Source organism: Psychroserpens luteus, assembly GCF_015319355.1.
Lineage (GTDB): Bacteria > Bacteroidota > Bacteroidia > Flavobacteriales > Flavobacteriaceae > Psychroserpens > Psychroserpens luteus.
Genome location: NZ_JADILU010000008.1, coordinates 101,059 through 119,720, shown reverse-complemented (window position 1 = coordinate 119,720; position 18,662 = coordinate 101,059). Strand labels below are relative to the sequence as shown.

At 32.0% G+C, this 18,662-nt stretch carries 15 protein-coding genes and 1 riboswitch; of the genes, 7 read left to right on the top strand and 8 right to left on the bottom strand.

Annotated elements, in window-relative coordinates; translation table 11 throughout:
- Positions 1 to 4: 4 nt before the first annotated feature.
- The 8 genes from IM744_RS17725 to IM744_RS17690 all read right to left on the bottom strand — a co-directional run bounded on the left by IM744_RS17725 (position 5) and on the right by IM744_RS17690 (position 9,113).
- Positions 5 to 2,098: a HEPN domain-containing protein gene (locus IM744_RS17725; protein ID WP_194509513.1), complete on the bottom strand. Its 2,094-nt coding sequence runs from the start codon at positions 2,096 to 2,098 to the stop codon at positions 5 to 7.
- Positions 2,099 to 2,108: 10 nt separating this feature from the next.
- The gene (locus IM744_RS17720; protein WP_194509512.1) at positions 2,109 to 2,729 is read right to left on the bottom strand and encodes a phosphoadenosine phosphosulfate reductase domain-containing protein; all 621 of its coding nucleotides are present in this window, start codon (positions 2,727 to 2,729) and stop codon (positions 2,109 to 2,111) included.
- Positions 2,726 to 2,986: a DUF2061 domain-containing protein gene (locus IM744_RS17715; protein WP_194509511.1), complete on the bottom strand. Its 261-nt coding sequence runs from the start codon at positions 2,984 to 2,986 to the stop codon at positions 2,726 to 2,728. The genes IM744_RS17720 and IM744_RS17715 overlap by 4 nt, the downstream gene beginning before the upstream one ends.
- Positions 2,987 to 3,115: 129 nt before the next feature.
- Positions 3,116 to 3,526, bottom strand: a complete 411-nt coding sequence (locus IM744_RS17710) for an RrF2 family transcriptional regulator (protein ID WP_194509510.1) — start codon at positions 3,524 to 3,526, stop codon at positions 3,116 to 3,118.
- 25 nt (positions 3,527 to 3,551) lie between these two features.
- Entirely contained in the window at positions 3,552 to 4,712 is a 1,161-nt protein-coding gene (locus tag IM744_RS17705) for a trans-sulfuration enzyme family protein (RefSeq protein WP_194509509.1), read from the bottom strand.
- Positions 4,713 to 4,715: 3 nt separating this feature from the next.
- Positions 4,716 to 5,738 (bottom strand): alpha/beta fold hydrolase, encoded by a 1,023-nt coding sequence (locus IM744_RS17700; RefSeq protein WP_194509508.1) that lies wholly within the window; start codon positions 5,736 to 5,738, stop codon positions 4,716 to 4,718.
- Between the two features lie 69 nt (positions 5,739 to 5,807).
- The gene (locus tag IM744_RS17695) at positions 5,808 to 7,100 is read right to left on the bottom strand and encodes an O-acetylhomoserine aminocarboxypropyltransferase/cysteine synthase family protein (protein WP_194509507.1); all 1,293 of its coding nucleotides are present in this window, start codon (positions 7,098 to 7,100) and stop codon (positions 5,808 to 5,810) included.
- 142 nt (positions 7,101 to 7,242) lie between these two features.
- Positions 7,243 to 7,367: riboswitch (SAM riboswitch) on the bottom strand.
- A gap of 297 nt (positions 7,368 to 7,664) precedes the next feature.
- The gene (locus IM744_RS17690; RefSeq protein WP_194509506.1) at positions 7,665 to 9,113 is read right to left on the bottom strand and encodes a T9SS type A sorting domain-containing protein; all 1,449 of its coding nucleotides are present in this window, start codon (positions 9,111 to 9,113) and stop codon (positions 7,665 to 7,667) included.
- A 331-nt stretch (positions 9,114 to 9,444) separates the two neighbouring features.
- Here IM744_RS17690 and metK point away from each other — a divergent pair, with 331 nt between their 5' ends.
- The 7 genes from metK (at position 9,445) to IM744_RS17655 (ending at position 18,586) form a co-directional block, all read left to right on the top strand.
- Positions 9,445 to 10,698 carry a methionine adenosyltransferase gene (gene metK, locus IM744_RS17685; protein ID WP_194509505.1) on the top strand — a complete coding sequence of 418 codons (1,254 nt, stop codon included), beginning with the start codon at positions 9,445 to 9,447 and terminating at the stop codon, positions 10,696 to 10,698.
- A 94-nt stretch (positions 10,699 to 10,792) separates the two neighbouring features.
- A complete protein-coding gene (locus tag IM744_RS17680) occupies positions 10,793 to 11,596 on the top strand; it encodes a hypothetical protein (RefSeq protein WP_194509504.1) in 804 nt (267 codons plus the stop codon).
- A 61-nt stretch (positions 11,597 to 11,657) separates the two neighbouring features.
- Positions 11,658 to 12,317 (top strand): hypothetical protein, encoded by a 660-nt coding sequence (locus IM744_RS17675; RefSeq protein ID WP_194509503.1) that lies wholly within the window; start codon positions 11,658 to 11,660, stop codon positions 12,315 to 12,317.
- Positions 12,304 to 13,440, top strand: coding sequence for an AAA family ATPase (locus IM744_RS17670; RefSeq protein WP_194509502.1), 1,137 nt, complete (start codon positions 12,304 to 12,306; stop codon positions 13,438 to 13,440). The genes IM744_RS17675 and IM744_RS17670 overlap by 14 nt, the downstream gene beginning before the upstream one ends.
- On the top strand, positions 13,413 to 14,162 hold the full coding sequence (locus tag IM744_RS17665) for a hypothetical protein (RefSeq protein ID WP_194509501.1): 750 nt from the start codon (positions 13,413 to 13,415) through the stop codon (positions 14,160 to 14,162). Before IM744_RS17670 ends, IM744_RS17665 begins: the two co-directional genes overlap by 28 nt.
- Complete coding sequence (locus tag IM744_RS17660; RefSeq protein ID WP_194509500.1) at positions 14,155 to 16,710, top strand: ribosomal protein L7/L12; 2,556 nt, start codon at positions 14,155 to 14,157, stop codon at positions 16,708 to 16,710. The genes IM744_RS17665 and IM744_RS17660 overlap by 8 nt, the downstream gene beginning before the upstream one ends.
- A complete protein-coding gene (locus IM744_RS17655; RefSeq protein ID WP_194509499.1) occupies positions 16,700 to 18,586 on the top strand; it encodes a hypothetical protein in 1,887 nt (628 codons plus the stop codon). The genes IM744_RS17660 and IM744_RS17655 overlap by 11 nt, the downstream gene beginning before the upstream one ends.
- Positions 18,587 to 18,662 lie beyond the last annotated feature (76 nt).

Here is an 18,662-nt window from a genome sequence, read left to right as displayed (position 1 = left end):
ATTCCTATCCTTTTTTTATGACCTCTTGTGCTCGTAAAACTCTTACAACTTCTAAAAACTCTTGTGCGTTTTTTATATATGCTTTGGCAAATGTTTGGGTTGGTGCATGTGCTCTAATTTGATACACTAAATCTGAAAATGACATGTCTAAATTTAATTTTTTGGTATCGACAATGAGTTCATCAAATTGTTTAATAATTCCTGCTTGTGTATTTGTTGATATATCTTCTGAAAGTAAAATTGCTTTCGCAGAATTCACCATAGAACTGTAGGCATAATAAATAGCACTAGAGTACACTTTGTTTTTAAATGCTTTGCTTGCTTCTTCAATTTTTTCTTCGCTTTCTAGAAATAACGTCGCTATTAAATCAATAACTACACCAGCACATTCTCCAACTCCTATGGCTTTTACATATGCTTCCTCACTTCCCCAATCTATAAAGTCGTCTTGAGTTAAATTTTCAATACTTGACAAATCTGTCAACAACTCGTAGAAATATTTTTCGCCTTTTTGAGCATAATAATCTTCAAATTTTTGTTTGCTGGCAAACTGCTCATAATCATTTAGGATTCTACGTAATGCTTCTGGCCCTCTTTTACTTGGTATTTTCACAACTTTATCTGCAAAAACACCTTGACCATTTCCTTTATTCCCACCTCCAAGTAATACTTGAAGTGCAGGTGCTACTAATTTATCTTTTGTACGAATAGACATCCCTTGAAACCCAATATTTGCCATATTGTGTTGTCCACAGGCATTCATACAACCACTAATTTTAATGACTAGATCTTCATTTTTTAAGTATTGCGGATACTCGATTTTTATAATACGTTCTAGTTCTTCGGCTATTCCTGTACTACTTGAAATCCCTAAATTACAAGTGTCAGTTCCAGGACAGGCTGTGATATCTACTGCTTTGTTATAGCCTAATTCTGTGAATCCTAATTTTTTTAATTCGGAATAGAAAAAAGGTAATAATTCTTCTTTGACAAACGGAATGAGAATATTTTGTCTAAGGCTTAATCTAATTTCTCCTGCAGCATAATTCTCTACTAAATCTGACAACAATCTGGCTTTATCTGTATAAAAATCACCTAATAATACTTTGATTCCTATCGCAACATATCCATCTTGTTTTTGCTTAACGATGTTAGTTAATTTCCACAATTCGAAATCTTTAGTATCATCAATATTGACATTTGGTATGTCTACGGAAATTGGAGTTGAAACTGGATAAGCTTCTGCATCTATCTCAACCGTTTTAAATTCGATCGCATTTTGTTCTTCCTCAACTAAAGTTTTGAATGCTTCTAGACCAATATTCTTGATTAAAAATTTCAGCCTTGCTTTTGCTCTACTTTTACGCTCACCATGACGATCAAATAGTCGTAAAACACCTTCCATCAATGGAATTATCTTATTTGCAGGTAAAAACTCGTATAATAAATCTGCATGTCTAGGTTGCGAACCTAAACCTCCACCTAAAAGCACTTTAAACCCAAGTTCTCCATTTTTGATTTTAGGGATAAATCCTAAATCATGCATGTAAGACAAACCTGTATCTTCATCTGAAGCAGAGAAAGAAGCTTTAAATTTTCGTCCCATTTCTTGACAAATTGGGTTTCGTAAAAAGTATCGAAATAAAGCATCTGCATAAGGTGATACATCAAAAGGTTCGTTAATATCTATACCTGCTGTTTCACTTGCTGTTACATTACGTACTGTGTTTCCACAAGCTTCACGTAACGTCACATTATCGCGTTCTAATTCTTCCCAAAGTTGAGGCGTACGATCTAAGTCTACATAATGAATTTGAATATCTTGACGTGTGGTAATGTGTAAACGACCACGAGAATATTCATCTGAAACATCTGCGATTCTTCTTAATTGATTACTCAATACCTTTCCATAAGGTAGTTTGATACGAATCATTTGAACACCTTGTTGTCGCTGACCGTAAACACCTCTTGCTAATCGAAGACTTCTAAACTTTTCTTCATCTAATTTCCCTTCATGAAAGAGTTCGATTTTATTGGCTAATTCAATAATATCATTCTCTACAATAGGGTTTTCTATTTCGGTTCTAAAACTTTGCATAACACTTTTTTTATTGCAAGTGGATACCACACTCTCTATTTTGTAAGGCTTTTATTGGATCAAAATACTTATGGTTTTTAGGCAAATTGTTTGCTTCTAAATAGGTATCTAATTCAGCATCTGTCCAATAGTAAAATGGACTTATTTTCAAAATACCATCTTTACTATAACTTAAAATGTCTTTTTTATTTCTTAATTCAGTTTGACGCACTCTAATATTAGTGAACCATAAATCTGGTTGATGCTCTTTTAATGCTCTTCTAAAAGGCTCTAGTTTTACGACTTCAGAAAACTCAGCGTGATTGTCATCTTCTAAACTTGGCAAACCAATGGTTGCATCAATCTCTTCCTTACTTTTTAGAGATTGGTATTTATTGATTTTCAAATCATAATTTTTGATAAGATTTGCTGCATGTTCATAAGTACTAGGTTGATTATATAATGTGTCGCACCAAACAACTTTAATATCTTTGTCATGCTTGGACATTGTACTCAATAATATTGCTGAATACATGCCAAAGCTTGTTGTTACTATTCTTTTTTCTGATAAAGTTAAAGCCCACTTTATGATTTCGTCTGGTGCTTTATGTTTAAGTTGCTTATTTAATTTTTCTATATCAATATCTATCATCTTCCCCATTTTATTTTATTCCAAGTACGTTCATGAAAATAATACAGTACTAATTTTGAAATCAATTCTATAAATCCAATAGAAAAGGCTAAGGCTAATGTTCCTGTTATTGCATAAGAAATAACGATTGTTGCTATTGTACCTAAAACTCTCCAACTTATAGTTTTCACAAGTGTTCTTTTTACTTTTTCCCCAGCTTGTATTAGAGATATTTCTTCTGTTTTTATGTCGTCATTTTGACTCAAAACTGTATCCATTTTTTATATTATTTAATTAATTATCTAATACCCTATCGGGTAAGTAGGATAATAATACAAACCTATACTATATTTATTAAAAATCATTGAGTTATTTGGTAAAAATATTAGGTATTGATTGCGAATATGCTAATTCGAGAGATCAGCTAATGTTGTATTTCTAAATACTTCAAGTGAATTATCTCTTACTTGGATCATTAATCTATGTACTGCGCATTTATCTTCATCTGGACAATCATCACATTTTTCATAATAATTTAAACTTACACATGGCATCATAGCTATTGGTCCTTCTAAAACTCTCATGACCATAGTCATTGGAACATCTTTAGGGTTTTTAATTAAATAGTAACCACCTCCAATTCCTTTTTTTGATCCTAAAATGCCATTTTTTCTAAGAGTTAACAAAATGCTTTCTAAAAATTTGACTGAAATATTTTCACTTTTAGATATGGTTGCAATTGAAACAGGATTCTTAGTTTCTTGTCTTGCCAAAAAAGTAAGTGCTTTGATACCGTATTTTGTTTTCTTTGATAACATGAATGCAAAGATACTTTTTTATACGTTACTCTAAAGCCTGATTTAAATCAGCAATTATATCTTGAACATGTTCTAATCCAACCGAAATTCTTACCAAACCACCACTGATACCAACCTCTAATCTATCTTTTTCTAAAAGTTTAGCATGTGTTGTTGATGCTGGATGCGTGACTATAGTTCTAGTATCTCCTAAATTAGCAGACAATGAACATAATTTAATCTTATTTAAAAATTGACGACCTGCTTCTACGCCTCCTTTAATTTCAAACGCAACAACATTGCCTCCTAATTTCATTTGCTTTTTAGCGATTTCGTATTGGGGATGAGATTTCAAAAATGGATATTTCACCAAATTAATTTTTAAATGGCTTTCTAAAAACTCAGCAACCTTTAAAGCATTCTCACAATGTTTATCTACTCGCACTGCTAAAGTTTCTAAACTTTTTGATAATACCCAAGCATTAAATGGTGATAAAGCTGGACCTGTATTTCTAGAAAACAAATAAATCTCTCTAATCAAATCTGCTTTTCCAACAGTAACTCCTCCTAAAACTCGACCTTGTCCATCAATTAATTTTGTAGCCGAATGAATGACCAAATCTGCTCCAAACTTAATTGGATTTTGTAAATATGGTGTCGCAAAACAATTATCAATGATTAATAATAAATTGTCTTTTTTCGCAATTTGTCCTAGTCGTTCTAAATCGAGAATATCAACTGCAGGATTTGTTGGACTTTCAGCATATAAAATTTTAGTGTTTGGTTGAATTAAATCTTCTACACTATCCATCGCATTAACGTTGAAATAGCTTGTTTCAATATTCCATTTTGGTAAAAACTTTGTGAATAACCCATGAGTAGATCCAAAAATGCTCCTTGCAGAAACAATATGATCACCTGCATTTAGTAATGCTGCGAATGTTGAAAACACTGCAGACATTCCTGTTGCGAAGGCATAACCAGCTTCAGCTCCTTCCATTTTACAAATCTTTTCTACAAACTCAGTAGTGTTTGGGTTTGTAAAACGACTGTAAATATTACGTTGTTTTTCTTCGGAAAACGACGCTCTCATATCTTCGGCATCTTCAAAAACAAAACTTGATGTTAAGTATAAAGGTGTAGAATGTTCTAAAAATTGAGAACGTTCGGTTTGCGATCTTATCGCGTCTGTTTCAAAATGACTCATGTTTTATGCTGTTATGCGTTTTTTATAGCACTCTAATTCAAAATATTTGGTTTCTTTTCGAGCTTCAAAAATGGGTGTTAAAAATTTAGATAATTGTGCAAATTCAATTAAAAATGCATCATGACCATGAATCGATTTGATTTCATTAATGCAAACATTCTCTTTAATTAATTTTAAGTCTACGTAAGTTTCCCAATTTTCTTCAGCCTTAAAAAAGAGATCACTATTAATCGTCACAATATGAATATTTGAATTGATTTTTGAAACCACATCATTAAACGAAGTTCTATCTCTAGTAATATCAATAGTCCTCAATATTTGATTCATTAATTTATATGCTGAAAGATTAAAACGTGTATTCAAAGCTTCTCCATGATAATTTAGCCAACTCTCCACATTAAAAAGCGAACTCGATTTTGTGGTACGATTAAACTTACTCGTTAATGATTCTGGTGATCGATATAAAGTCATCGCATGCATTCTTGCGTCCTCTAAAGGCTTACAAGAGTTATTTAAAATGGCATCTTGGATATGACAATTCGCAATTAACCAATCTGTAGATTTCCAATCTGTAGCTATAGGAATAAGGTGATCTATCAAATCTGGTTGCAGTGCTGCAAGTTCCCATGCAATTCCGCCACCAACAGATCCTCCAATAACAGCAAAAAGTTCTTTTATATTTAATTTTTTTAGTCCTTCGGAAAAGATCTCTGCAATTGTTCTTGCTGTAAAATCCTTATAGTTTTCAATTAGATTTTCGTCGTTATCATCAAATCCGTTTCCAGGAATATTGAAAGCTAAAACCGTATAGAAGTTTGTGTCAATGCATTTGTTTTCACCTATAAGATCATTCCACCAACCCTCTTTTCCGCAGACAGTAGAATTACCCGTTAATGCATGATTCACCAAAACTATTGGTGCATCGCTTAAAGGCTGACCATATATTTGATATGATAGCCTGATATGTTGTGATTGTCCATTTTCGGTTTTAAAACTGGAAATCTTAATATATTTTAATGACGACATAAACTTACTTATTAGAATAGCTATCGCAAGCCAGAACGACTTGAAATAGCTATTTTGACTACTATATTTTTAGGATAAAATAGCTTGTTTCACCACTGCGAAAGCTTCTTTTAAATCTGCTTTCAAATCATCAATATTCTCTATACCAACAGATAAACGAATCAAATCTTTAGTAACACCTGTAGTTTCCTGCGCTTCATCACTTAATTGTTGATGCGTTGTACTTGCAGGATGAATAATTAAAGATTTAGTATCACCAATATTGGCTAATAATGAGAACAACTTGGTTGTATCTGCTACTTTTTTAGCTGACTCATAACCACCTTCAACACCAAAGGTCACAATTCCACTTTGTCCTTCAGGTAAATATTTTTTAGCTAAGTCTCTATATTTACTTGTTTCTAAACCAGGGTAATTAACCCAGTTTACTTCTGGTTGCTCCTGTAACCATTTTGCTAATTCTAACGCATTCTCACTATGCTTTTTAATACGCAATTCTAAAGTTTCTAAACCTTGAATAATTTGAAACGCATTAAACGGACTCAAAGCTCCACCATAATCACGTAATCCTTCAATTCTAACTTTTGCAATAAATGCTGCTGGACCTATGGATTCGCTATAAACCAAACCATGGTAACCTGCTGATGGCTCTGTGAACTCTGGGAATTTTCCGTTAGTCCAATCAAAGGTTCCTGCATCAACTATAATGCCTCCTAAAGATGTACCGTTACCATTGATGTACTTTGTCAATGAGTGAATGACAATATTTGCCCCATACTCAATTGGATTTAACAAATAAGGTGTTGCCACAGTATTATCTACAATTAATGGCACTTTATGCGTTTTGGCCTCTTTAGAAATGGCTTCGAGATCTAAAACATCAAGTTTTGGGTTTCCTAAAGATTCTACGAAAATTGCTCTGGTATTTTCTTGAGCTGCTTTTCCGAAGTTTTCAGGATCAGAAGGATCTACAAAAGTTGTTGTAATACCATGTCTTGGCAACGTAACGCTCAATAAATTATAGGTTCCTCCATACAAACTGCTTGACGCTACTATATGGTCTCCAGCTTTTAAAAGTGTTAACAATGTTGTTGAAATAGCAGCTGTACCAGATGCGGTTGCAACTGCTGCGACGCCACCTTCCAGAGCAGCAATACGTTGCTCTAAAATATCATTGGTTGGGTTATTTAAACGTGTGTAAATAAATCCTGGAACAGACAAATTAAAACGTCCTGCTGCATCATCAGAATCATCAAAGACATAAGCTGTAGATTGATAAATAGGAACAGCCCTTGTACCTCCATTTTTACTAACATCGTGTCCTGCGTGCAACGCTTTGGTTGCGAATTTTTGTGTACTCATTTTTCTAAGTTTTTGAGTTAATTAATGATTAAACCAAAAGCCAAATAAGCTTCATTTACCCTGAGTATTATCTAAGGCTGAAGCATACTTAATAGAAAAATGTTATAAGAAAATATATAACTACAGATGAGTAATTACATTTTGGTTATCTATCTAGTTTGTCGATAAATGAATCGAAAAACTGAGTAGAATTTAGCACCTTCTTAATAAACTTAAGGGTTGCTAAGGCTTCATCGGGTCTAATCCCTCTGCCTTTCTTGATAACATTTTTGAAAAATTTTAAAAATTAAAATCTTTCTTTTCAGTAAGTGTTTGAACTTTGTGAGCACAAATATTGCAAAATTTAAATTGGACGACCAAATTAAACAGAATATTTTTCTTAAAAAATAATATATTCTTAATTAAACGGAAAATTATTCTATTAAATATAATCAATACAGTGGTTTATTCTAAAATCTTTAAATTGAAGATAATCGCATTTGTACCAAAAAATGCTTTTAGAATTTAATAATTACCATTCCATAATGAATGTAATAATTTTATTAACTAGAACGTTTTACAAAATCATTCTTTAATAATCCTATGAACAGTTGTACGATCATCAATCTCGACAAAAACAACATACAATCCTGAATTTAATTTGGAAATATTAACTTTTTCATTCGTCATATTTGACTCAGAACTTAATACTTCCTTTCCTAAAATATCAAATACTTTAACTCGAGTTATAGGTCTAACAGATTCTAAATTTAAAATATTACTCGTTGGATTTGGATACAAAGTGAATTGATTAGATATGTCGTCCTCAATTGATAACGTTTCTGCTTGAATAAGAATATCAAATAATCCTGGAGTATCTTTACTCCATACTTGTAAATAGTAATTTGCATTAGTAGTTACAGGAATATCACTTAAAAAATCTGTATCACATGCACCGCTTACTTGACTTAAGCTTTCACAAGCCCCAGTCCAAAGCTGTAAATTATATTGAGCTGATACGATAATATCAACAGAAGAAAATCCTCCAGTATTAAATGTAAACCAAACATCTTCTCGATTCATGTCATTACATGCGGGCACCTGTAGTGATTCTGTAGCATATTCATTATAAGCCTCTAAAGACTCTCCTATAGTAAGGCTTAATGCATTATTGCAGTCATCATTGCTTGGCACAAGACTGCAAGAAAATGCTACTTCCGGTACATTATTACAACCAGTAGCATTATTTTCAAAATTAACATAAGGACTTGATCCACCACAACATTGATAAATTTGATCTATTCTACTACAAAAAGGTACAACATTACAAACTGATAAATAAGGATTATTTAGAACTTGAATGTTAAATATTGGATTCGGGCAATCATCTAATGCTGAGATATCATTCAATAACGCATTATCCTGAATTCGTATACCATCTATATAATCAAAACCTATGTTTCCAAAACTTTGCAATACATCATTATCTGCTACTATAAAATAATTATAACAAAATAAATTATTACCTAATCCGTCTAAATTCAACAAAGAGTCATTATTGGCAATAGTGATAGAATCAAGAAAAGCATCATTCCCTTGAAGTCCATTTAGACTCATCAACAAAGGGTTATTTGAAATATTGATTGATGCATATTGATTGTCATATACCATATTTGACAATGCACTAATATCTGTTAACAAATCATTATTCCTTATTCTGAGACCATCAAATGAAAAATTTAATTCCAAAAGATTATTTAATCCTTCTAGGTTTGGTAATACAGCATTGTTTTCTATTAGTAATCTTGAGTTAATAGAAGTTATTCCTAATAATGGTGATAAATCTGTAATATCGTTACCACTAATAGTTAAACCAAGTATTATATCAGTACAACCAGGATAATTTGTAGTAAAAGCATCTACATCCGCTTGTGAATTTAACATGATATGAGCCTGAGGACATTGACTAAAACCAAAAGTTGGCATTATAACCATTAAAAAGTTTAGAAATAAAATATGTAGCATTGTTTTCATAAGACAAAAATTTTAATTAAACATTTAATAATCAACATGTTAAATATAATAAATATACTCTATCTATCAAAGTTTTCTTAAAATAATTGAATGACAATTCACAACCTACAGTAACGGTATTTTAATTAAAATAGTGAGATATTCAATAACAACCTACCATTTTTGTTTGTTATCTTCTATTAACTGTTTACATTTGTACTTTCATATACAGAGGAAAAATTTGTTCTGATTGCAACCTCATTAAAAAAATGCTAAAGCAGTTAGTTTTCGACTTCTCTAGCGACCAAGCAATCTCAATTTATTTTTCAGAATTATAAAACTAAAGAGATTTATGTCATATTTATTTACTTCGGAAAGTGTCTCTGAAGGCCATCCAGACAAAGTAGCAGATCAAATTAGCGATGCGTTAATTGATCATTTTTTAGCATTTGATAGCGAATCAAAAGTAGCTTGTGAAACCTTAGTTACTACTGGTCAAGTTGTTTTGGCTGGTGAGGTAAAATCTAATACGTATTTAGACGTTCAAAAGATTGCACGTGATACGATAAACAAGATTGGCTACACAAAAAGCGAGTATATGTTTGACGGAAATTCATGTGGTGTATTTTCTGCAATTCATGAACAATCTGAAGATATCAATCGTGGTGTTGATAGAGCTAGTAAAGAAGAACAAGGTGCAGGAGATCAAGGAATGATGTTTGGTTACGCAACTAGCGAAACCGAAAATTACATGCCTTTAGCATTAGATTTATCTCACAGAATCCTAAAAGAGCTTGCAGATTTAAGACGCGAAAATAAAGACATTACTTATTTACGTCCAGATTCAAAAAGTCAAGTGACTATTGAGTATAGCGATGATAATGTACCTCAACGTATTGATGCCATTGTGGTTTCAACTCAGCATGATGATTTTGACGAAGACGAAATCATGCTAGCCAAAATTAGAAAGGATATTGTTGATATTTTAATTCCAAGAGTGGTTGCTAAATTACCAGAACACATTCAAGTATTATTTAACGATCAAATCACATATCATATCAATCCAACAGGAAAATTCGTAATTGGTGGACCTCATGGAGATACAGGATTAACAGGACGTAAAATAATTGTAGATACTTATGGCGGAAAAGGTGGTCATGGTGGTGGTGCTTTCTCAGGAAAAGATCCAAGTAAAGTAGATAGAAGTGCTGCTTATGCAACAAGACATATTGCAAAAAATATGGTTGCTGCAGGTATTTGTGATGAAATCTTAGTACAAGTGAGTTATGCGATCGGTGTTGTAGAGCCTACCTCTATTTATGTGGATACGTATGGCACTTGTCCGTTTAATATCACAGATGGAGAGATTGCTTCAAAAATCAAAGGTATTTTTGATATGCGACCAGCAGCCATTGAAGAGCGTTTAAAATTACGTCAACCTATCTACAGTGAAACTGCAGCTTATGGTCACATGGGAAGAACCCCTGAAATGGTTACTAAAACTTTTGAGCAACCTAATGGAGAACCAATTACACTTGATGTAGAATTATTTACATGGGAAAAATTGGATTATGTAGATAAGGTTAAAAAAGCGTTTGACTTGTAAAACATATTTATATAAGATTACTAAAACCTCTGAATTTTAATTCAGAGGTTTTTTGTTTTACAGAGAGTCCTTATATTGTTTAAAAATCTAAGCTATGAAATTCAAAACCCTAGAATCTTCAGAATATAAAAATCTATATTTCCATAGAACTGAAGCATGGGATTGGATGTCTAGCGAGATGATTAGAGTTGTTGATAGTAAAAGTCCAAGAGTGATAACCATGGATCCTTGGCCTCAAAAAATATTTTTAGAAGCACTGGGACAATTAACAGTAGAAGATTATGTGCATACTGTTGCTAAAGAATACCCTAAAGGCAATACTCCAGAAGATCTAGATGTTATCATATTAGAAATGTTAGAAGACTTGGTTTACGGTGAAAAAATTGTTTCATTTTCTGATGTTCCTGTAACTTTAGATGCTTCAATTTTAAAACCTATGACAGAAGAAGGTACCATTAACGTTAAAGGTATTTGGAATGGTACTTATCAATATGCTCCACGAGATGAATTTAAAGACGACAAAATGATTGATGTCAACTTTACAATAACTATTGATAACGTAAAAAAGAATACATTTACTGGAACTGTAAAAGATGACTTATCAACTGGAGGCACACCAGGAACTGGAATCATTAAAGGGAAATTTGATAATGACCGTATGTATTTCACCAAGAAGATGCCTATTTCTTCTACAATAGATGAAACAGGAAAACGCAACAATGACACCAATAAAAAACACCCAACGTTAATATACGAAGGTGCTTTTTCCAGAAGTAAACAAATCATAACTGGCACATGGAAATTCAAAACAAAAGCCTTGTATTTTAAAGGCTTTATCCCTTACCTATTTTCTAGAGGGACTGGAACTTTTGTAATGAGTAAATCCCAAAACAGTTAGAAAAATCAAATTAGCATGGTTCATACTTTTGTACTAAATTGTAGTCCTTTATCTATAATTAATGTCAAAACTAAAACCTAACTTTTTTCTAGATTCTATTGCTCATTTAAGAGCTCATGGACATCTAATTATTAGCGACGACTTACTTAAAACGACTAAAGCAGAAGACGAAGACATCGTATTATATCTAGAACAAGATTTTGAAAAAGAATGTTTAAGCTTTCCTTTTAAGGCTCCAAAATTTAATCCAAAAGCTGCTTTATGGGCAAGTAAAATTGTCTATTATGCAACACTTTTATTATTACATCGCAAAGACACCAAAAAAGATTTGGATACCATGTTTACAGATTATACAGGTGTTGTGGACTTGTCTGCTATACTTTCGGTAGATTTAACCTTACGCTTTTTACCTCAAGTTCTTTTAGAGTTAGAAGCTATTGACCCTCAAGACCCTTTGGTTCCTATTTTGAAACAGATTTTAAATACGTGGCAGTTTTCAGCAATACATCAAACATTTAAAGTTGAAGAGATTGATAAGCATATTTATTTAGACACCTTAGACATTAAACAACTATTCTTAAACAGAATTATAGATAAAAAAGCAATAAACTGGGCTAATGATTCACAAATAAATGACATTTTAATTAACCATTTAGGTTATTATAAAAATGACATTTGGAAAGCTCTTCAACCTAAAACAGTAACTAATGAACACGAATAATATAGAACAACTCAAAGCGGTTTTAGATCATATCAAAGCAACTTTTGTTGGTAAGGATGATATTATTGATTTGCTTGGCATTAGCTTAATCGCTAGAGAAAACACTTTTTTATTAGGACCTCCAGGAACTGCAAAAAGTGCCATTGTAAAATCATTATCTAAGGGAATTGAAAATGGTAAAAACTTTGAATATCTCCTCACAAGATTTACAGAACCTAATGAATTATTTGGACCATTTGACATCAAGAAACTTCGTGAAGGCGAATTGGTGACCAATACAGATGGGATGATGCCAGAAGCCTCTATGGTATTTTTAGATGAAATTTTCAATGCCAATAGTGCTATTTTAAATAGTTTGCTCATGGCATTAAACGAAAAAGTATTGCGACGAGGTAAACAAATTTTAAAACTACCAGCATTGATGTTTGTTGGCGCAAGTAATGTATTGCCAGAAGACGAAGCTTTAAACGCACTTTTTGATCGTTTCTTGGTACGTGTTAAATGTGATTATGTGAATCCAGATTTACTAAATCAAGTGTTATTAGCTGGTTGGAAATTAGAAAAAAACGCAACAGGTGACATTCCAGTGATACAACCTGAAAACATAAAAGAATTACAAGGCGAAACCAAAAAAGTAAATCTTACACCTATTATTTCAACTTATGTTGATGTGATTCATAATCTGAGAAACACAGGTATTAATGTGTCTGACAGACGTGCTGTAAAACTTCAAAATCTAATTGCTGCGAGTGCTATTTTCTGCGGAAGACAAGAAGCAATCCTCAGTGATCTTTGGGTGTTGAAATATATTTGGGATACCGAAGAACAGATTGAAATCTTAGAAGGCATCATCAATAATGTCATAGAAAAAGATATTACAGATGATTCTCATCCGCAAGCATTATACAACAAAGCTCCAAATCCTGAAGAAGTCATCAAAGAAGTCAACGCGTTAAAAGAACGTTGGAAAAATGACACCTTATCTTTTGAAGAACAAAATGTGATTAAAGACAAATTACGATTTACCCAAAGTCGCGCAGATTGGATTAACAACGACGAACAAAAACAATTTATCAAAAACGAAATAGATGCATTATGGCAAAAAATTCTGCAGACATTATAGAATTTTTAGTTAGGATAGATAAGTCAGATCTTAATACTTTGGCCCAAATTCGTCATTTTGAGAATTTAAAACTTGCTCAAAATGAAAACGATATATGGGTTAAAGGCTTTAGTATGGAACAAATTGATAGTGTTGCTGTTAAAACGCTTCCGAAGAAAAATATATTTTACATTAAAGATTCTAAATTGTTCCCTAAAGAAAGTCTATTACCAATTGGGAAACTGCCATCGTCTTTGCTTTGGACACCAATACAAATGGCACTTTTGTTAGAAGAACCTCAACTTAATCACAATTTTTTTGGCATTCATGAGACTATTGACATTCAGCTCTCACCATTTTCCGAGGAAAAACAACTATTTGCAACGTTAATTAATTTAGACAACACGACTAAATCAACCATAGAAAGTTCTCCAAATTTCAGATTAGAGCATCTCAAATATGTGCTCGTTAATACATCAAAACTTTTAATTATTGGGCATCCAACATTAGGTATTAAAGGACAGTCATTTTGGTTTCACAATGATTTTTTACTACCAAATGGATATCATTTTAAATTCCCAATACTTACTAAAAGTATTAAGAATGCCATAAACTCAAATGGAGAACATTATGTATTATGGCAAAAAAATAACAGCTATGCTTTGATAAAAAAGAGCGATTTTAAACCCATGTCAATAAGTTCTTTTAGGCGAACTTTAAGTCTGCTTGATATCCATGCATAACTACTTTAACACATATAAAGGCTATTTTTGGCATTGGGATTGTGATGAGGAGCATGTGAATGACGAAACTCATTATTTAGCGACGATTACAGACGGTCAATCCATTGCTTATTATCCTAAGATTAAAGGTCTTCTAGAAGATTTAAAACATCAAGGCCTACCTCCTTTTGGATCAATTTTATTAGTCTTAATTGCTACTAATGAAAACATAGACGAAGTCACGTCAAACCACCTAGAGCGTTTATTATTAAACATTGATGATTCTAAAACGACGCTCAATGCGATAGAAGTCTTAGATCTTATTAAAAATTTACCATACAGACTTAAAACGGGTTCCAATCTTAGTTTACTATTACAAACGCTATTTAAAGAATGTCATAATAGAATGGCAATTCCTAAATCTAAACAACTTCTCAATAATCTAGAAAATACATACTATAATTATTATATAAGCTTAGAAACTGTTGAGAATAAAAACCAAAGTATATTTCATAAAGACATAAGAGCCATCTCATTACTTATTAGGCGTTTTAAAAGCACTGAAGACATTAGTAATGCGATGCAAAACATCCCTAAAAATGATTTAGCGGAAACTTTAGAACTCGAAGAAACCATCTCTAAAGAAGACAATGTAGATAAATCATTAATTGAGCAATTAACCGAAAACAAAAGCACTTACCAGATTGGAAGTTTAATTAAACGTATTTGGTCTGGACTCAATATCCCAATGCACAATAATTTGCCAAGTTCTCAACCTTTAGGAGGCGTGTCTGATATTACAAATAAGGGAGATTTTAGCAGATTATTAATTTCCGAATTTGCTTACGACGACGACACTTTCATGTCAAGAGTCACTAATAACGAAGCACTTTACATTGAGAGAGAAACACCTCCAGAAACCAATGATAAGCATCGCGTATTTTTAATTGATGCGTCTTTAAAAAATTGGGGAATCCCTAAAGTATTATCATTTGCAACGACTTTAGCAATTGCTCAACACCCAAAATCTAATTATAAATACAGTGCTTTTATTGTTGGGCAAGATTATGAAGAGGCACCTATTCAAACATTAGTTGATGTTATTGACAGTCAGCAAGTCCTTTCAGGAGGTTTGCAAGCTTCTCAAGGTTTATCAAAATATTTTCATGATTTTGATGATGATTCTAATCGCGAACTTTTCTTTTTAACCGAAGCAAAGAACTTGGAGCATCCAGATCTTCAGAATATAATGTATCAGTTTCACGAGCAATTTAATTACATCATTACTACACAAACCAGTGGTGACATCGATTTTTATAAACACCAGAATAGAAGCAGGAAACATTTTCAGCATATTTTATTGCCTTATGAAGACATTTGGAATAGTGAACGTCCAAAAAACAAAACTTCTAAACCTATTACGAGTAGTGACATTCACATTGATCATTTATTATTAGAACCTATAGATATTACATCTGTTAAGATTATTCCGTTTGAGGAAACGTATTATTTAATACAGAATTCTAATGTATATTCATTGACATCTGCTGGTTTTGACAAAGGTTTACAATTGGTTATGGAGGACATTCCCTATAGCCGAGACTATCAATATACAATTGTAAGACATGAATCTAAAGCGCTCATTTTAGTTGTTTTTTATTTAGCTGAAAAACGCCTTACCAAAATCAATCTAAAGACAAAAGAAAGCTCGTCTAACATCATCGCAAATAAAAGTATTTCAAATTATCAAACCGTATTATTTTCCGAAGAAAACAACATTATAATTTCTAGTGACAATTCGTTTTGGAACATTACTGAAGATTCAAAATCATTCTTTAAACTTAAAGGAACTGTGGCATTTTCAGAATCTATGAACACTTATTTTGATAAAATTCATGAGTTTAGACGAGAGCTGAGACTTCATAAGGTAAGATATGACATTCTCAAAAACCTTGATCACATTAGAGCAAAACGAGGTTCGAATGCAATTCTCTACTTAATTATTAATGATTTCTTACTTGAAAACGAATACATAAAAAGCACCAATCAAAGCAGATATCAATATGCTTTAAGAGCAGGAACATCTGTTTATATTGAAAAAAAGCAAATCCTTATTTTAAAAAGAAGAGGCGACAAACCTCTGAGTGTCGTAAAATACCTCAAAGAAAATTTAAAATTTAATTTAAAACAAGCTAAAGAAACCGTTGAAACATCTCCTTGTGTGATTTCAAAACAATTATCTTTTGATGAAGCAGAGCGATTCAAGAAAGAAATTGAAAATCTAGGAGCAACCTGCTATTTAAAAACAGATTATTTTGAAAGTAAAGATGGTAGCACGATTCATATAAAAAATGGTCAACTCATTTTTAATAGTAGTAAAAAATTCATTCCAGCCTTTTATATTACGTCTGTTCTTAATCAACGCATTGCTATGGCTACTCAAGGAGAATTTGCAGGAAACACGTATTATTTACCAGTAAATCATAAGCTCACAGCTATAGAAACTCAAGAGTTTTACAAAAAATATATTAATCCGTTTCTAAATCAAATTCTAGAATATGAAGATTAATATTACACCAACAAAACGTAACACATATCCTAAAAAAGGTATTTTAATTAGAAGCGCTCATCCTTATGAGTGGATCCAAGAATTACAAAATTTAGGCATTGATTTAGAAACCGTAAACGCGTATGCTATCCCAAGCAAAATCGCAAATCAAATCTATGGTTGTTTTGTGGTTTTAGATAGCTTAAAATCTAATACTCACATTGCCAATGTTGCCATTTTTCAATCGATTAATGATGTGATTTATATTCCTGAATTTTCTAAAATAAATCCAAAAATATCATTAGAAGAAAGTCAAAAATTATTAAAATCACCACATATATTTCATCCAGATTTTGGTTGGTTTTCTCTTGAGACAGAAATCAACTGGGCTAATCTCATTGCACTAAGAGCGCCTCTACCTTTACAAATTACTGTTCCTGAGGATTCTGTTTTTATTCCTTCGGAAATTTTAAGTTTTCAATTAATTTCTAAATCTGATGAAGAGATTACAAAAGATTTAGATTTAAAATTAGAGAAACCAAAAAAGGAAAAACTAAGTGCTGTAGATAAAATAAAACTCAATGTTCTAAAAACGCTATTTTCAGCAACACAAGGAAATAATGGAAACTTTAAAGTTGAACGCAACGGACTTTTAAAATGGTTAGATAATTTAGGTGGATCTCAAGGTAAACCTCAAAGCAAACGAAGCTCAAAGTGGGAAAAGAATTTAGAAAAACTCCTATATAAAAACCAAAAAGAAACAGACAAACTTTTGAGATTATTACGACTCAATCCAAACGCAGCATTAAAATTTGCGATCCCTATAGATTTAGCAGGATCGTCTAGAGATTCAGGAAATAGAAGTTTGAGTATTTTCTCTAAAAATGGTGATGGCGATAGTCGGTTTTCTAATTTTATTTTTAAAGCACTCGCCTATTTTACTATTATTACAATTGTATATTTATTATTTAAATTCTTTACAGGAATAGCTAATTCTAATTTATATCCGTTTTTATGGACCTTATTAAAAGCTGCTGGTTATATAGTTGCAGTAGTTATTGTAGTCGTCATTCTAGAACGTTTATTTGAAAACAATGACAATGGAGGTTCTGGTACTGTGGATAATGAGCGCTTAAATGCTTTGAGAGAGCAATATGAAAAATTAGCAAAAGATGCCATTGCTAAAAAAGACTACAAAAAAGCAGCCTCAATTTATATCAAGCTTTTAAAAAATTACTACTCTGCAGCAGAAGCCTTAGAAGAAGGCCAACTCTATCAAGAAGCTGCGCTTGTTCATTTAAAATATAATAAAGACAAGCATAAAGCTGCAGAGGTTTATGAGAAAGGGAAAATCTATGACAAAGCCATAACACTTTATAAAGAATTAGAAGACCACGAAAAAGTAGGTGATGTTTATAAGACGATGCGCAAAAAAGAAGATGCTAATACTCATTATCAAATGGTGATTGACAATTATATTGAAAATTCTCAATTTGTAAAAGCCTCATTAATTTATAAGTATAAAATTGAAGATGCTCCAAAAGCTCAAACCATTTTATTGCAAGGTTGGAGAGCAAATAAAGATGCTTATAACTGTTTGACAAACTATTTTAGCAATTTCCCAAATACAGATATTTTAAAAAAGGGTATTGAATTTATTTATAAGAAAGAAACTAAACCAGAAAATCTCACTTTGTTTTTAAAAGCTTTAAAAGTAGAACATCAAAAGCATGAAAACATTCAAGATTTCACTCAAAACATTGCCTACGAGATTGTAGCCAACAACTTGAGTGATAATCCTGGAATTACTTTTGAACTAAAGGCATTTAATACAGATAATCATTTATTACAAAATGACGCGACACGTTTTGTAAAGCGCACGAAGTACAAAAAGTAACTAAAAATCAATATTTTATAATTTTTGACGCAACCATTTTATAAGTTTCGCATCTAAGCTATAGAACTCTATAATA

Bases quoted from the DNA above. Each gene is read 5' to 3' on its own strand.
- IM744_RS17665 (WP_194509501.1), top strand. From the start codon at position 13,413: ATGGCAAAAAATTCTGCAGACATTATAGAATTTTTAGTTAGGATAGAT.
- IM744_RS17670 (WP_194509502.1), top strand. From the start codon at position 12,304: ATGAACACGAATAATATAGAACAACTCAAAGCGGTTTTAGATCATATC.
- IM744_RS17680 (WP_194509504.1), top strand. From the start codon at position 10,793: ATGAAATTCAAAACCCTAGAATCTTCAGAATATAAAAATCTATATTTC.
- metK (WP_194509505.1), top strand. From the start codon at position 9,445: ATGTCATATTTATTTACTTCGGAAAGTGTCTCTGAAGGCCATCCAGAC.
- IM744_RS17715 (WP_194509511.1), bottom strand. From the start codon at position 2,986: ATGGATACAGTTTTGAGTCAAAATGACGACATAAAAACAGAAGAAATA.
- IM744_RS17655 (WP_194509499.1), top strand. From the start codon at position 16,700: ATGAAGATTAATATTACACCAACAAAACGTAACACATATCCTAAAAAA.
- IM744_RS17700 (WP_194509508.1), bottom strand. From the start codon at position 5,738: ATGTCGTCATTAAAATATATTAAGATTTCCAGTTTTAAAACCGAAAAT.
- IM744_RS17705 (WP_194509509.1), bottom strand. From the start codon at position 4,712: ATGAGTCATTTTGAAACAGACGCGATAAGATCGCAAACCGAACGTTCT.
- IM744_RS17695 (WP_194509507.1), bottom strand. From the start codon at position 7,100: ATGAGTACACAAAAATTCGCAACCAAAGCGTTGCACGCAGGACACGAT.
- IM744_RS17675 (WP_194509503.1), top strand. From the start codon at position 11,658: ATGTCAAAACTAAAACCTAACTTTTTTCTAGATTCTATTGCTCATTTA.
- IM744_RS17725 (WP_194509513.1), bottom strand. From the start codon at position 2,098: ATGCAAAGTTTTAGAACCGAAATAGAAAACCCTATTGTAGAGAATGAT.
- IM744_RS17720 (WP_194509512.1), bottom strand. From the start codon at position 2,729: ATGATAGATATTGATATAGAAAAATTAAATAAGCAACTTAAACATAAA.
- IM744_RS17660 (WP_194509500.1), top strand. From the start codon at position 14,155: ATGCATAACTACTTTAACACATATAAAGGCTATTTTTGGCATTGGGAT.
- IM744_RS17690 (WP_194509506.1), bottom strand. From the start codon at position 9,113: ATGAAAACAATGCTACATATTTTATTTCTAAACTTTTTAATGGTTATA.
- IM744_RS17710 (WP_194509510.1), bottom strand. From the start codon at position 3,526: ATGTTATCAAAGAAAACAAAATACGGTATCAAAGCACTTACTTTTTTG.